Below are 14345 nucleotides of genomic sequence, written 5' to 3' on the forward strand. Positions count from 1 at the left end.
CTAGCTCTTCAAATCCTCGGGATTTTTCCCGGGGATTCTTAAACTCAACCTATCTACATTACTTCCCGCCATTTTTTGTTACGATTTGATTTATATACTAAACATAATAAAAACAAAGCTTGCCATCTTTTTGCCTTTTTTATAAAATATGGGAATCAATTCTCTATAAGAATAAGGATGATTATGAATTACAAACACGCCCTATGTATTGGTTTAGTATCCATCGGAATCACCGCTTCTATTTCTGCACAAGAAGCTGATGCGGCACTTGGCAAATATATTCCACCGGAAAAAGATGCGGTAATCGAAATTTTCAAATGCGGTGACAAGTATTGCGGAAAGACAATCTGTATCAAAGACAATGCTTATCCGGAAAAAGACAAAGACAAAGGTGTTCCGGGAACTCCTTATCTGGATCATAACAACGAAGATCCGAAACTTCGCACACGTCCTAACTTAGGTATGCAATTCATCACCGGATTCAATTACGAAGGAGAAGGACTTTACAAGAACGGAAAAATTTACAACCCACGTGACGGTAAAACCTACTGCGGTAAATTCACTGTGTTGGAAGGCGGCCAAAAGTTGGATCTGAAAGGTACACTTTGTTCCATTACTTGGATCGGAAAAACAAATACTTGGACCAGACTTTCGGGAGTGAACTTAGACGACCCTAGATGGGACTGCGTAGACAAAAAGAAAAAATAATTTAATATAAGTTAGGGGGTTTTTGCCCCCTTTCTTTTTTACTTCTTCTCAAAATCCTTATACAATAAGGAAGGTTGAATCCCTTGGTTGCCTTGGTATTTTCCCGACTTATATTCTTCAATCTCACCGGCGACCGTATGATAAAAGATCTGGCAAATCTGAACTCCTGAGTACACCCGTAAAGGGTGGATCACTTGAATCTCCAAAGTCCAAAATCCTTTGAATCCTACATCACCGAATCCCGCGGTGATATGAACGAACATCCCCAACCTTCCGATGGAAGATCTTCCTTCCAACATGGGAACGAGATTATGGGTTTCCGTATATTCGATCGTTCTACCTAAGTATAATTTGCCCGGCTCCAAAAGTAAGCCTTCTTCGGGAATGGTTAGTTTTTCCACAGGGTTAGGTTTTTTCATATCCAAAGGAAATGAAGAATAAACCAACAAGTCTTTGTCCAAACAAAGATTATATGAATTCGGGTTCAGTAAATCGGGATTGTACGGTTCGATTTTTATATCGGTTCCCAGTTTTTTTAATATTTCACGTCCGGTTAAAATCACAGATCATTCTCCAATAAATTTCGGTTTTCTTTTTTCTTTAAATGCAAGCAATGCTTCCAATCTGTCCTTGGTCGGTAAAGTTTCCGCATAACAGAGTCTTTCCCAATCCAAAGCTGACTTGCCTTCATAAACAAGCGCCCCTTTCACAGCTTTTTTAGCGGCTCTCACTGCCACGGGCGCCGACTCTGCAATGTCTAATGCAATCTCCAAACAGGATTTTTCCAATTCGGAATCGGGAAAAATTTCTTGGTACAAACCTTTTCTCAATCCCTCGGAAGCGCTGATTTTTTTTGCCCTTGTGATCCATTCCAATGCGGTGGACTTACCCAATAATTTGGTCAACCTCTGAGTTCCACCTGCACCGGGGATGATTCCCAATTTGGTTTCGGTAAGACCTACGACAGCGGACTCTCCCGCATAACGAATGTCACAGGAAAGGGCAAGTTCCAAACCGCCCCCAAAAGCAAATCCATTGATGCATGCGATCGTAGGTTGAGGCAAATTTTCCAGTTCCAAAAAACAATCCCGGATATCGTTTAGAAATTGTTTCACTGCCTCAGGTGACATAGTGATCCTTTCTTTTAAATCAGCTCCTGCTGAAAAAGAATCTCCCGAGCCTTTGACCAGGACTACCCTTGCGGAACTGGCCTTGATCTCTCTCGTATGGCTCCAAATCGAATCCAGAAGTGCTACGGAAAGCGCATTCTTAGATTCCGGGCGATTTAATTGTAAAATGGCTATCCCGTCGGTTGTGATGGTAAGTGTTGAAAGGCTCATGGAATTTTTATCCTAGGAAAAAATAGAAATGAAATCATGCAATGAATTCCGATAATGGAAGGGGTTATGGGAATGAAGAAACTTTACTTTTCCGTTTTTCAGGTAATTGCTTTTGCTTCGCTTTTCCAATGCCAGACAAAATCCAATGTGGATCCTTTGCTGGCCGCTCTTGCGAGCCCACCTTCCATTTTTACAGTTACCCCGCAAATAGGCACCCCTACCCAAAATAACCTAAATGCAGTCTATCCTGCCACAGACGTGGTGATCAAAGGGGAAAATTTTGGCCTGGATGCTGTCGTCAGATTCAATGAAATACAGGCAACAATCAAAGCCAATTTAGGAACAGAACTCCATACCACCGTTCCCGACGGAGCTTACTCGGGAGTGATTACCGTCTCCAAATCGGGAGGCTCTTGTCTGCCTGGTCTTAAAACAGGAACCAATTGTATCGGAACCGATTTTTTCGTAGATTGTTATGCGGTGACGAATAAACAGTATGGCGATGAAATCGAAATCAAACAAGGCCAAAGCCAAAATATCACTTTCGATGGCATTCAAACCAAAGCGTTTCGTTCCAACGTGATCACGGGCAGCGCCTCCATTACCATCGGTTGTGACAGTATCGTCACTTTAAGGGTATTCAGTAGAAGTTGCCAAGCAACGGATTATATACTTCAAAAAGATCCGACAGTTGCCATTCCCGGAGGTATCTCCACTCAGTTCTATTTGACTGCAGGTTCTGCGACCTGCGGAATCTCCATCTAAAAAGATTTATTTTTTACAAATCGTTTGAATACAATGATGTTTGCCGCACCCATCCATTGGTTCATATATTCTCTGAATAATTGAACCCTTGGTTTGGAAGCTTTGATCTCTGGCGGTAGATCTTCATAACATTGGATGGCATGTGCGGAAACTTCTTTATAACAATTTTCCACAACTTCGCTTAACTTTTTCAATATGGCAAGATTGTTTTTTTCTTCTCCTACATTCGGTAGCACAACCCGATTCCAATAATCGATTATATTTTTTTTCACTACTTCCGTAGGAATCACTCTGGAAACTTTTTTGCCGTCTAACGATCGAATATGCAAAAAACCGGTATTCACTTCCGTTAAAAACTTCTTTGCAATCATATAGAAATGAGAAGGCCCGATATGAAATAGAAATACCCACTTCAGTTGGCTAGGGATATTGATATTCATCATGATAATGTTTTCGCAAAAATCGAAAAAACGATCTAAAAAGTTAAGGTAATCTTTTTCCAACTCTTCCGCCGATCTGGATTTTCTTTCCAAGCTAGTTAAGGAACGAATCAATTCGGAACGTAGAATTTGTTCATCCGCACCCATATGCAAATCCATACTGATTGTTTGTTTGAAATAATCTTTTTCTTCCATATACTTATCCGTTTCAAAACGAAAGAAGTAATGTTGATCCGAATTCCAAGAATACTTTCCGTATGCTTGGATATAATTGATTATGGACTCTTTTCTCGGAGTGACTTTCTTCGATTCAGGAACTTCCTGCGGTTTGGCTTCAGACGAGGTTTGTTTTTTCTCCAATGCCTCTTCCGGAAAAGGAGAATGTGTCATCTCTTCCTGGAATTCCGTCTGATATAGATTTTCCGAAAAAACGGAAGAAAGACGATAGGTTACATTCTCTTTAAACTTTGGTTTGGTGGTCTTCGGTTCCCAAATAGCCTCGGGTTTTTCAATTTGAAGAATATGGGACATACGTTTCAAAAAAATTGATAAGGAAACCAATCGATCCAACGCAGGATTGACTCTGAATCCAAGAAGCGCTTCATTCCTAAATTCGTTTTCATGGAAATTGGCCGACTCAATTGCCTTTTTGATATCTTCCCAGCTTTGTTTGGACTCGATGTAAAGAATCCGAAGCATTTCGAATATGATATGAAATTGGACAAATTCATTTCGTGTCTCATCTGCAAGACCTGCAGGGAAATAACGATTGTATTCCTTTTTCATATAAGGATAAAGATGTTTCTCATCCAGGTTGATGATGATATCTTTGATCTTTTTCTGGCTTTTATTCAACTCTGAATCCAAAAGCTTTCGAAGGGGGAGCAAATCCCTTTTATTTGCTTCTGAAATATTCCCGGAAGTCAGGAATTGAAGGAAGGCGCCGGCAAGGCTTTGCAAGCTGGAAAGGAAATAGATGTATCCTTTCCGGAATTCTTGAATTTGGAGTAGTTCTCTTTCTTCCTCTTGGACGGCTAATGGCATACCAAGAGGAAACGTTATGTTAAATAACGAACAAAATCAACACCAATTAGTTTTCGTAGTAAATCTCGATTAAATTTTGGTTGGGATCGGCGAAAGTTAGGCTTTCTCCTGAATCAGTACTTTCAGGGCCTCGAACGATTTTTACGTTCTTTTCTTCCAATTCTGTGATCGCCTCGGTAAAATCATCCACATCCATTACAAAGCTAAGTGCAGCCAGGGTTTGATCCGGGCTAATGGTGGATTTAACCAGTCTAATTTTGAAAGAATCCAAGGAAAGAATGGCTTCAGCGTCTTTTTTGGTTTCTACTTCGAAATCGAAAATTTCCCGGTAGAACTCAATGGAAGCGTCTAGCTGGGTAACTGGAATGTTGACATGGCCGATGCCTTCTACGATGATCATACTATTTCTTAACCTTGATTGACTTTTCTGTCATCATGCTTGAAAAACTGGCTTTGTCGACAAAAAAGCAAGTGGAAAACTCTAACTAACCTTGTTTTAGTTAAAAATTTGAATCCGAGAACATCCCCAATTTGGAATGTATTAAAATATGAAGTTTTTTATTTCTCTCACACTCGTAAGCATTTTCTTCCTAGGCCAATGTAAACCTGCCGAAGTGCCCTATTCAGAGAAAGATATCTCTCTTGTTTCGAAATTATTCGAAGCAAATCAAAAATTACATGAGGGTTTATTATTAGATCCCCCATTTCTTTCTTTGGATGAATTCAAATCCGCATCGGATTCGCTGGCAAGCTCAACTCACCCTCGTTTGCTGGAATGGAAATCGAAGTTAGAAACGAATTTTCCTAAAAATCCCAAAGATTTGGATGCATCTTTCGAAAATCTTTCTCAAATTGCTTTGATTCTTACCGACATAAAAAAAGCAATTCCTGCATTAGAAAATTTTAATCAGTTTTACTGCCCGATGGTGGAAAAATACTGGGTCGCAAAAGGCAAATTAGTTCAAAATCCTTATGCACCTGAAATGAGGGATTGTGGAGAAATGTTGCCCTAATTGTTAATGGATTCAAATATACGAAAATGTTTTTTGGATAGGTCAGTACAGGAAGCCTGTCCAAATAACTGCAAACAGATTTACGGTGGAAATACTCTTCTTGGTCGGGGGGAAACGAATTGTCTCGCGAAAGATAAGTTAGTTGCCTTTCTCGAAAACAAAGTAACTTTCAACGTAGGAATCTCGGCCTTTTACCAAGCAAATTATAAAATTCTGGAAGAGTTTCTTTCCGAATCGCAACAAAACCAAGAACTTGTTTCTTATTTTCTTTATATCAGCGAACCGCAGGTAGTAAAAGAAATCATCGAATCATTTTCCGCCAAAACACTCGCAAATCTGTTTAGAACGGATTATTACACTTTTCTTGCCATTCGGGAAAGTATGCATAAGGAAAAGCGGGAAAAGAATATCTTTAAAGTCAAAAGCTATCGTTATTGGGCATACCTTAACTTTCAAAAAGTATGCAATGTGATTGTTTATTTGGTTCGTGAATCCAACGAGCCGGAACTCGCCTGTCAATTTTTAGTGATTCTTCCTTCCGTCATCGTATCCAATATCAGAGACTATACCGGTTTTTCTCCCGAAGAAGAAAAAACACTTTATCGTGCATTAGGTGATGCTATCTACGAATTGCCCATTCAATCTCCTAAAATTTACGATCATATGCTCGCACTATTCGCGGATGATATGGAGATCTTTATTGTTTTATCCACCATGGAAATTCTGATCAGAAGACAGGAACAGATTCTGGATCTCAGTGAAAAACTGATCGACTATACCGGCAAAAACAGAATCGATTTGAACATTCAGTACATTTATTCTGAATTGAATGGATTGGAATTGGGTTCTGCAAATGAAATACTCAATCAATTGCAGGAGAGACAGATGTTATCTGCCTCTCAAAAGGATTTGGTTTTGTCCTTTTTGGAAAAAGGAAATTTGGATATTCTGAAGGCTTTAAAGATCGACATCATCAGATAGATAATCGATCTTTTTCACTCTTATCTTTTTACAGCATGCCCGTCATTTGGAATCGTAATCTTCGAAGCCAGATAAACACTGAACAACAAGCAAAATACTGCGATCATCCCTACGATTTCAAAATTCACCAATTCTCCTCCCGGTTCCTCGGTTAGAATATAACCAGCGAGAATGGAAGCGAGAGCCGAAGCAAATTGTTGAATTGCAGAGTTGAAGGACATAAAGCTTCCTCTGATTTTCGGTTCTACGGAGGATGTAACGAGTGCAAATGCAGGCACCATACGTCCGGAAACAATAATCATGAAAAAAGTCGTAATGGTCAATGTAACGGCTAACGGAGTTTTGCCTAAAGTGGTAATCACGGAAACAGGAATCACGGCAAGAACGGCAAGGACAGCGTACGTATTGTACTTTCCATAACGATCGGATAGAATTCCTATATAGCGGCTTGTGAAAAAAGTAAAAAGCCCGCCGAAAAAATAAAGATAAGGAAGTTGTTCTTTTGTCATTCCCACATTGGAAACCAAAAAAGGAGCAAGGAACGGAATGATGGTGAAACCGCCGAACATAAGCGTGCTCATGAACGCAAAAGAAAAATAATGGGACTTTCTGGTGAAAACGGTACGAATGGACGCCCATTTGGATTCATCCAGATTCTTATTATCCAAGTGTATCCGAATGTCAGGCAACACTTTGTAAGCGATCGGTAATAATAGAAAACTGAGGGTTGCAAGTCCCAAAAAAGGACTATGCCATCCGAATTTATTGGCAAGAGAAAGTCCGATAGGAATTCCGATTACTGAAGCAAGTGAAAATGCGGACATCACGATCCCTGTCGCTTTTCCTCTACGGAAAACAGGAATAATATCTCCGATGATGGACAGTACCAAAGTTCCGATCGCACCTCCGAATCCTCCTGCGACAATCCGTGCAATGATCAAAGTGTTGAAGGTAGGTGCGAACGCACAAAGTAACGTCCCTAATGCGAACCCGAAGTAAACGATCAGAAGTGCGGGCTTGCGATCGAAGCGATCTAGGAAGAAAGTGCCTATCAATCCGAAAATACCCGCGCTTAATGTGTATGAAGCTACAAGAAGCCCGAATTGAGACGCAGTAATTTTGAAGCTTTCCTTAAACACAGGTCCGAGGGGCATCATAATCACGAAGTCCAGGATGTGTAAAAACTGAAGAGCGGCCAAGATGAAGATGATCGCCTTTTCTTTTTGGATAGTATGGAGGGGGTGGTGGTCCGGATGAAGAAGATCTTTTTCCATAAGATAATACCATTGTTGACCAGGTGGTCAGAAAGGAACTTCATTTTCGAAATTTATTGCCCGAAACTTGTCTAAATTAAAATATAAAAACGGGAACTTTTCCCAGGGAAACAGAAATGAAAACAGTTTTAATTACGGGAGCATCTACTGGTTTAGGAAAGGATTTTGCAGAACTTTTTGCAAAGGACGGATATTCCTTGATCCTTGTTGCTCGTAACAAAGGAAAATTGGAATCCTTAAAAAATGAAATCAAAACCAAATACGGACAAGAATCCTACGTATTCGTAAAAGATCTTTCCCTTCCCGGTTCTGCAAAAGAACTCTTCGATGAAATCAAAAAGAAAAATCTAAACATAGATAGTTTGGTGAATAATGCAGGCATCGGGTTAAACGGTGCATTCGCTGAAAATGAATTTCAGGAAGAAACCCAGATGCTTCAATTGAATGTAGTGACCCTGGTAGAATTAACTCATTTGGTATTACCCGAGATGATCAAACGAAAGTCAGGCGAAATTCTAAACATTGCATCGACAGCGGCTTTCCAACCAGGCCCTTACATGAGCGGCTATTATGCGTCCAAAGCTTACGTACTTTCTTTTTCGGAAGGAATCGCTGAAGAAGTAAACCAATACGGAATCAAAGTTTCCACACTTTGTCCCGGTCCTACCAAAACTGAATTTTTCAATCGTGCGGATATGAATGAAAGCAAACTAGCTTCCAATCCCATTTTGACAATGGATTCCAAAACAGTTGCCAAATTGGGATACAAGGCTCTGAAAAAAGGACAGGTAGTTAAAATCGCAGGTTTCTTGAATTTTCTATTGGCGCAATCCATCCGAATTTCACCCAGATTTATGATTCGTAAAATTGCAAAAGGTTTGAATTATATTAAAAAGTAACCTCTATGAAAGTTTCTTTTTCTAAAAAAATCAATGATCTGGGATTGGGAGAAGAAGAAAATCTTCTCTCCCGAATCAAAAAGGAAAAAGAAAAAAATAAAATCCAAATCATAGATCTTACGATTTCCAATCCCACTCAAGTGGGATTGGATTTTCCTTCCGGTGTTTTTTCCCACAGTCTGGAAAAAGAACCCTTCTCAATATACGATCCCAACCCAAAGGGACTACTAACAGCTCGCAATGCGGTAGTGAAAGAATATCTATCCCGTGGAACGGAATTAAATCCGAATGATTTGGTTTTAACGTCGAGTACTTCCGAAGCTTATAGTTTTTTATTCAAACTGCTTTGCAATCCGGGAGATGAAATTTTAGTCCCGGCTCCGGGTTATCCGTTATTTCATTTTTTAGGAGAACTGGAAAATGTGGAAGTAAACGAATACGATCTTCTTTGGGATGAATCCGGAAAATCCTGGGAGTATTCACTTACTCTGATGGAAAAGAAATTAAAGCCCTCCACAAAAGCAGTCTTGCTTGTTTCTCCCTCCAACCCCACAGGCTCGATTTTAAAAGAGAAGGATTGGCAGGATTGGTTTTTGTGGGCGGAAAAGAAAGGAATCCCTTTGATTTTGGATGAAGTTTTTGCTTCTTATATTTTTGAAGAAAACAAAGTACAAGAATTGAATTATTATCCCATTACTTCCAAAGCACCTTTCTTTGTATTAAATGGAATTTCCAAAATGTTGGCTTTGCCGCAGATGAAATTGAGTTGGATCCATGTTCAGGGAAATTCCGATTTCAAGGAAAAATCTTTAAGCGGTTTGGAAATCATTTCTGATACTTTTCTTTCCGTAAATACACCTATCCAACATACTTTAAGCGATTTATTTTCCTGGAAGTCAATGATCCAAAATCGAATCTTAAGTAGAGTTAGGCGAAACTTGGAATTTGCGAAAACCTGTTTTGAAACCGAAGAAAATAACAAGCCAGACAATTTGCAGATTCACTGGACTTATGGAAAAGCTGGCTGGTATGGAATGCTGGAAATTGAAAATTCAAAATTGTCCGACGAAGAATTCGCCGAACAAATATTAAGCGAAAATAATGTCTACCTGCATCCGGGAAACTGGTTCGGTTTTCCGGAAGATAGAACTGTTTTGATTGTCAGCTTGATTGTCCCGGAAGATCAATTTCAAATCGGCATGAAGGAACTTGCATCTCTTTGTAAAAATTCCAGAATTTGATGTTTTTGTGCTCTCGCATCCGCCTTTCCCAATTCGAAAGTATCTCTTAAACCCGCAGGATTTGTATAATCGAAAGAAGTGATGGTCAAAGGTCGGGAAGGCCGCATCAAATACGTTTTTTTCAAAATTTCGGGATCTTTGTCCACGATAGTAGAAGATTCATAATGAATTCCTATGATCTTTGCTCCCGGAGAAAATTTTTCAATCACCAGATTGTTGGTGAGCCCTCCGTCCAAATAGTATTCCCCGTTTACAGACTGAAAGTCCACGATGGGAGGTATGGAAGAAGAGTTTAGGATGAATTGTTCAATCACTTCCGGATTATGAAAATCTTTTTCAGTAAAATATACATCCTGCATTTTCCATTTTTTTACAATTTCAGAAATCCGATTCGCGGACTTACCTTCACTCCGATCCCGATCGTCCAATAAAAACGCTCTACCGGTTTCACTGATAAGTCTTGCTAGGCGAAATTTATTTTTAAGTGAATTTTCCTGAGGGTGCGCTCGAACCGTATGAATGAACACCTTAGCTCCGGAAGCAAGGATACGATCGAACCGCATTCCAAATCGAATTCCTCTTCGATACATTTCTTCGTGAGGAAAAGTTGGCTCTCCTCTCAATAGATTGGAAAAATGAAAATTGCTGGAATTGCGGCGTGTGATTTCTTCGAAGTACTCTACTGTTTCTTCTTCTGATTCTGAGAGAATACAAAGTGCCATTGCGGCCCCTGCGGAAACTCCCGATACTTCATTGAACCGGACTCCCCACTCCCGTAGAACTCTTCCTACTCCCAAACCATAAAGTGCCTTACAACCCCCGCCTGCGATAGCCAATGAGACTTCGTACAAAGGGATAAAGCGATTGATGGTTTGTAGTAGTTGATCCTTCACCTCAGTGAAGTTAGGCAGATCTAATCCTCTTCCCAACGGAGGCATAATGTATTGTTTTCTCCTAAATACCTGTCAAAATATAAACTACTGCGGCAAGCTTCTTCCGTTGCGAGAAAAAAATCATATCCTCCCGCCGGGTATTTTATCTTGCAACAGCCTTTCTTGTCTTTCCTTTCGGGAGGTTGGATGACGGAACGATCTTGTCCTTTTAAATCTCCTGCAGTGGGGGGGAGTTCGGACTGCGAAAACAAGGAAGTGGAAATCAGAAGGATAAATCCTAATGAAAGAAAAACTTTTGAAAACATATATGAAAATCCTGACTCTGCTGACCTAATTTAGACATCGGATATCCTCCGAAATCTGAAAATAAGTTTTGTATTTTATAGTGCTGGCACTAGTTTAAAATCTCCCTTGAAAAGGGCAAACCCTTACTCGATCCTCGGAACCAGACCTCATCTGAATCCTGTTCAGACGAAGCTTAATTTTGAACTTTGTTCATCTCCCTATGGAACATGAGTAAATTATAAATTAATGAAATTTCAACAAACCCAAGTTAACTAAATATTTATTTATTTCAGTCAATATTTTTCTTTACCTTTCTTCGGTTTTATTATCCAATTACTCCCACAAGAATTCGATAGGCAGGTCATTAATGGACAATAAACGATTTATTTATCATGCGACGGGAGGGGCTTTCTTACTAGTCTTCCTGAAGAACGCATTCCTAACGGTAATTACTTTCGGTATCTATGGCTTTTGGGCCAGAACCAATGTGCAAAAATTTGTAGCGGAAAATCTGGAATGGGCGGGAGAAAGATTCACCTTTCATGGAACCGGTAAGGAAAGATTTATCGGTTTTCTGAAGGCAGCAGTCATCTTGGTAGGTGCGGTGATAGTGATTCAAATTATCGGGAAAATTTTGGGAAGTATCAATCTCGCATTGGCGTCAATCGTGACTGCCATCCTTACATTAGGACTTTTTCTTACCATTGTTCCCTTCGTCATCGTAGGAAGCAGAAAATATCTCACTTCAAGAACCGGTTATAGAAATTTAAGATTCGGTTTTGACGGAAAAGGTTTGGAAATTGCAAAAATTTATCTGAAGGGTGGTCTTCTAACAATTGTTACTTTAGGAATTTATTACCCATGGTTTTATTCCGAAAAAGAAGCGTACCTCGCAAGTAAAACAAGATATGGAAATACAAATTTCGAATTTCAAGCGGATGGAAAGGAAATATTCTTTATCTATTTAAAAGGAGTGTTTTTATCCATCATTACTTTGGGAATTTATTCCTCTTGGTTTGCCGCCGATTTGCAAAATTACATTTGGAATCACCGAAGTTTCCAAGGTAAAAAATTTCAATCGGATATTACAGGCGGAAAGATTTTCCTGAATGCTATTATAGCATACTTAATCGTATTATTTACTTTTGGTATCGGGCTTTCCTGGGCGATCGTTCGGATCAGCAAATTGTTCTTCGAATCAGTGAGTTTGGAAACCGAGGTTGACTTTGCAAGTATCTCCGCGAAAGCTGATCCTACTGCTACTGCCATTCCGGAAGGATTGGAAGTGGTTGCCGAAGCATTAGAAGGCTTCCTCGCAATTTAAGTGAATCAAAAATTAGAATTTAAAGCACGTTACTTTAACGGAAAATCAGCGATCCCGGAACAGGGGGTCGCTTCTTTCCAAAATAATTTCCTGAGTTTTCAATCGGAAACATTAGTTCAAAAATTTTCAGTCGATAGTTTGGCGAACTTTGAAACCACTCCTCTCGGTTGTAAGTTTTCCACCTTACCGGACGAATTGTATGAAAGTCCTGTTATCGAGATCTTTTGCGATAAAAAAGAAAGAAAGGAAATAGAATCCATCTGGTTTGAGATTAAGAAAAAACAGAACTCATTCAATCGATTGCTATACTCAATCAAACAAATGGATTTGGGAACTCTCTTCTTGTTCGGGCTTTTTTTCGCCTTCCTGATCGGTGCGGGTTTCTACATGGTATTGTTGAAACTCTATTTGCTTTTTCCTATTAGTTTCGATCAGAAATTCGGAGAAAAAGTTAACGAACAGATCAAAAGCCAATTTGCTTTTTGTACATCCAACGAAGCACAAATATTTTTAGAACGTGTAACAAAAGAATTAAAACCTAAAAATTCCCCTTTTGTTTATGATATCAAAATCATAGACAGACCGGAACTGAACGCATTTACTTTGTCAGGTGGCAAAATATACGTCTTTTCCGGACTATTACAAACTGCGGATACTCCCGAAGAAGTGATCGGGGTGTTGGCGCATGAACTGGCCCATGTGGAAAAAAGACATCATACCAGAAACCTGATCAAAGCCATGGGCACTGCACTGGCCATCAGTGTTGTGATTGGTCCCGGACTAGGCGAATACGAAATGATCGAAACCGTTTCCGAACTAGGGACAATGATTGCAGTCTTGAAATTTTCCAGGGATTTTGAGACGGAAGCGGATGTATATGCTATCGAATTATTAAAAAATTCGAATTATCCTTTAACAGGATTATATCGTTTTTTTCAAAGATTGGAGAAAGAAGAAAACGCAGCAGGAAATACGAAAAAACCCGAAGAAAGTAAAGCAGGGGTATCGGATCAAATTCTGGATTTTTCCACATTCATGAAAACACATCCGAAAACGGAAAACCGTATGAGAATCCTACAATCTTCCATTGACTTGGAAAAAAATCAAAAATGGAAATCTACGGTATCTAAAGAAACTTGGAAACGAATTCAAAAAGCCTGTGTCAACGATTGAATAAGGTTTTGTCATTTTCCATGGATGAATAAATTTCTTTAAGGGTTTCAGGGAGATTGCATTTAGGAGTCCAACCTAACTTCACTAATTTGTCATTATTTCCGAACACTCGGGATGTCTCGGAAGAACGAACTCGATTGGGATCCACCCTATATTCCAATTGAACACCCGAAATCCGAATCAATTCCTCCACCATATAACGAATGCTAGTTTCTTTTCCTGAACAAATATTATAGATTTCTCCGCCCTCTCCCTTCTTCACTAAAGTCATATAACCGTCGACAATGTCCTGAACATGGGAAAAATCCCGAGTAGGACTTAAATCTCCTACTTCGATAAAACTTCGTTCTTCGATTTTGGCCTGAATGATTTGTTTGCAGAAATTAGGGATCACAAATTCCAATCGTTGGCCTATACCTATATGATTGAAAGGACGAGCAATAACGGCTGTTAAGTTTTTATCGTAAGCGGAATATTGTCTGCAATATGATTCTGCGGCAAGTTTACTTCCGGAATAAGGGTTGATCGGTTTTGGGATCAAAGTTTCCGACAAAGGAAGTGTTTCTTCTTTTTGAAAACCGTAAACATCGGCGGAAGAAACATAAAGCATCCTTACAGGTGTTCCCAAGCGGTGGAGTGATTCCAATAAATTTAAAGTGCCTCTGACATTGATTTCCTCGGTCTCCCAAGGATCTTCAATTGCACGGGGAACAAACGGCTGAGCTGCCAAATGGAAAACGACGGAAGGTTTTGTTGAAAATACTACTCTTTCCGTTTCCTCTTTGTCTCGAATATCCGCAGAAAAAAGAGAAATATCATATTCTCCGCTCTGATTTAAGCTCGAAACGAGGTATTTTCCGACAAAACCTGTCCCACCTGTTATCAAAGCTTTTATTTTTTCCATATATAGGGGAATTTTCCGATCCAATTCTAAGATTTAGTTGCCATCATCCTAAAATTTCAAA

General features: G+C 39.5%; 16 protein-coding genes. 8 read left to right on the forward strand and 8 right to left on the reverse strand.

What is annotated here, in order from left to right; all coding sequences use genetic code 11:
* Nucleotides 1–183 precede the first annotated feature (183 nt).
* Complete coding sequence (locus DI077_RS17155) at nucleotides 184–708, forward strand: DUF2147 domain-containing protein (protein ID WP_109021500.1); 525 nt, start codon at nucleotides 184–186, stop codon at nucleotides 706–708.
* 38 nt (nucleotides 709–746) lie between these two features.
* Here DI077_RS17155 and dcd read toward each other — a convergent pair whose 3' ends face one another.
* Nucleotides 747–1271 carry a dCTP deaminase gene (dcd, locus tag DI077_RS17160; RefSeq protein ID WP_135763926.1) on the reverse strand — a complete coding sequence of 175 codons (525 nt, stop codon included), beginning with the start codon at nucleotides 1269–1271 and terminating at the stop codon, nucleotides 747–749.
* A 3-nt stretch (nucleotides 1272–1274) separates the two neighbouring features.
* Nucleotides 1275–2048 (reverse strand): enoyl-CoA hydratase-related protein, encoded by a 774-nt coding sequence (locus tag DI077_RS17165; RefSeq protein ID WP_174705653.1) that lies wholly within the window; start codon nucleotides 2046–2048, stop codon nucleotides 1275–1277.
* 72 nt (nucleotides 2049–2120) lie between these two features.
* Between DI077_RS17165 and DI077_RS17170 the strand changes: the two genes are divergently transcribed.
* Nucleotides 2121–2813, forward strand: coding sequence for an LIC10067 family putative lipoprotein (locus DI077_RS17170; protein WP_167837198.1), 693 nt, complete (start codon nucleotides 2121–2123; stop codon nucleotides 2811–2813).
* Here DI077_RS17170 and DI077_RS17175 read toward each other — a convergent pair.
* Complete coding sequence (locus DI077_RS17175; protein WP_109021501.1) at nucleotides 2810–4297, reverse strand: hypothetical protein; 1488 nt, start codon at nucleotides 4295–4297, stop codon at nucleotides 2810–2812. The two genes, DI077_RS17170 and DI077_RS17175, sit on opposite strands and share 4 nt — an antisense overlap.
* A 46-nt stretch (nucleotides 4298–4343) precedes the next feature.
* The gene (locus DI077_RS17180; protein ID WP_109021502.1) at nucleotides 4344–4697 is read right to left on the reverse strand and encodes a VOC family protein; all 354 of its coding nucleotides are present in this window, start codon (nucleotides 4695–4697) and stop codon (nucleotides 4344–4346) included.
* Nucleotides 4698–4845: 148 nt separating this feature from the next.
* Between DI077_RS17180 and DI077_RS17185 the strand changes: the two genes are divergently transcribed.
* Both DI077_RS17185 and DI077_RS17190 read left to right on the forward strand, forming a co-directional pair.
* On the forward strand, nucleotides 4846–5310 hold the full coding sequence (locus tag DI077_RS17185; protein ID WP_109021503.1) for a hypothetical protein: 465 nt from the start codon (nucleotides 4846–4848) through the stop codon (nucleotides 5308–5310).
* 33 nt (nucleotides 5311–5343) lie between these two features.
* A complete protein-coding gene (locus DI077_RS17190) occupies nucleotides 5344–6291 on the forward strand; it encodes a hypothetical protein (protein WP_242935263.1) in 948 nt (315 codons plus the stop codon).
* 20 nt (nucleotides 6292–6311) lie between these two features.
* Here the strand turns inward: DI077_RS17190 and DI077_RS17195 are convergent, their stop codons facing one another.
* Nucleotides 6312–7565, reverse strand: a complete 1254-nt coding sequence (locus DI077_RS17195) for an MFS transporter (RefSeq protein ID WP_109021504.1) — start codon at nucleotides 7563–7565, stop codon at nucleotides 6312–6314.
* A 116-nt stretch (nucleotides 7566–7681) separates the two neighbouring features.
* Here DI077_RS17195 and DI077_RS17200 point away from each other — a divergent pair, with 116 nt between their 5' ends.
* Nucleotides 7682–8464, forward strand: a complete 783-nt coding sequence (locus DI077_RS17200) for an SDR family NAD(P)-dependent oxidoreductase (protein ID WP_109021505.1) — start codon at nucleotides 7682–7684, stop codon at nucleotides 8462–8464.
* A gap of 5 nt (nucleotides 8465–8469) precedes the next feature.
* Nucleotides 8470–9705, forward strand: coding sequence for a pyridoxal phosphate-dependent aminotransferase (locus DI077_RS17205; RefSeq protein WP_109021506.1), 1236 nt, complete (start codon nucleotides 8470–8472; stop codon nucleotides 9703–9705).
* Here the strand turns inward: DI077_RS17205 and DI077_RS17210 are convergent.
* On the reverse strand, nucleotides 9654–10643 hold the full coding sequence (locus DI077_RS17210; protein ID WP_109021507.1) for a patatin-like phospholipase family protein: 990 nt from the start codon (nucleotides 10641–10643) through the stop codon (nucleotides 9654–9656). The two genes, DI077_RS17205 and DI077_RS17210, sit on opposite strands and share 52 nt — an antisense overlap.
* Nucleotides 10619–10903 carry an LIC_11321 family protein gene (locus DI077_RS17215; RefSeq protein ID WP_109021508.1) on the reverse strand — a complete coding sequence of 95 codons (285 nt, stop codon included), beginning with the start codon at nucleotides 10901–10903 and terminating at the stop codon, nucleotides 10619–10621. Before DI077_RS17215 ends, DI077_RS17210 begins: the two co-directional genes overlap by 25 nt.
* A 347-nt stretch (nucleotides 10904–11250) precedes the next feature.
* Here DI077_RS17215 and DI077_RS17220 point away from each other — a divergent pair, with 347 nt between their 5' ends.
* Both DI077_RS17220 and DI077_RS17225 read left to right on the forward strand, forming a co-directional pair.
* A complete protein-coding gene (locus tag DI077_RS17220; protein ID WP_109021509.1) occupies nucleotides 11251–12207 on the forward strand; it encodes a YjgN family protein in 957 nt (318 codons plus the stop codon).
* Complete coding sequence (locus DI077_RS17225) at nucleotides 12208–13380, forward strand: M48 family metallopeptidase (protein WP_109021510.1); 1173 nt, start codon at nucleotides 12208–12210, stop codon at nucleotides 13378–13380.
* Here DI077_RS17225 and DI077_RS17230 read toward each other — a convergent pair.
* On the reverse strand, nucleotides 13370–14275 hold the full coding sequence (locus DI077_RS17230; protein ID WP_174705662.1) for a GDP-mannose 4,6-dehydratase: 906 nt from the start codon (nucleotides 14273–14275) through the stop codon (nucleotides 13370–13372). The two genes, DI077_RS17225 and DI077_RS17230, sit on opposite strands and share 11 nt — an antisense overlap.
* Nucleotides 14276–14345 lie beyond the last annotated feature (70 nt).

This window comes from Leptospira kobayashii, from assembly GCF_003114835.2.
Classification (GTDB): Bacteria; Spirochaetota; Leptospiria; order Leptospirales; family Leptospiraceae; genus Leptospira_A; species Leptospira_A kobayashii.

Bases quoted from the DNA above. Each gene is read 5' to 3' on its own strand.
- DI077_RS17155 (WP_109021500.1), top strand. From the start codon at position 184: ATGAATTACAAACACGCCCTATGTATTGGTTTAGTATCCATCGGAATC.
- DI077_RS17210 (WP_109021507.1), bottom strand. From the start codon at position 10,643: ATGCCTCCGTTGGGAAGAGGATTAGATCTGCCTAACTTCACTGAGGTG.
- DI077_RS17195 (WP_109021504.1), bottom strand. From the start codon at position 7,565: ATGGAAAAAGATCTTCTTCATCCGGACCACCACCCCCTCCATACTATC.
- DI077_RS17170 (WP_167837198.1), top strand. From the start codon at position 2,121: ATGAAGAAACTTTACTTTTCCGTTTTTCAGGTAATTGCTTTTGCTTCG.
- DI077_RS17220 (WP_109021509.1), top strand. From the start codon at position 11,251: ATGGACAATAAACGATTTATTTATCATGCGACGGGAGGGGCTTTCTTA.
- DI077_RS17175 (WP_109021501.1), bottom strand. From the start codon at position 4,297: ATGCCATTAGCCGTCCAAGAGGAAGAAAGAGAACTACTCCAAATTCAA.
- DI077_RS17180 (WP_109021502.1), bottom strand. From the start codon at position 4,697: ATGATCATCGTAGAAGGCATCGGCCATGTCAACATTCCAGTTACCCAG.
- DI077_RS17185 (WP_109021503.1), top strand. From the start codon at position 4,846: ATGAAGTTTTTTATTTCTCTCACACTCGTAAGCATTTTCTTCCTAGGC.
- DI077_RS17200 (WP_109021505.1), top strand. From the start codon at position 7,682: ATGAAAACAGTTTTAATTACGGGAGCATCTACTGGTTTAGGAAAGGAT.
- DI077_RS17205 (WP_109021506.1), top strand. From the start codon at position 8,470: ATGAAAGTTTCTTTTTCTAAAAAAATCAATGATCTGGGATTGGGAGAA.
- DI077_RS17165 (WP_174705653.1), bottom strand. From the start codon at position 2,048: ATGAGCCTTTCAACACTTACCATCACAACCGACGGGATAGCCATTTTA.
- DI077_RS17215 (WP_109021508.1), bottom strand. From the start codon at position 10,903: ATGTTTTCAAAAGTTTTTCTTTCATTAGGATTTATCCTTCTGATTTCC.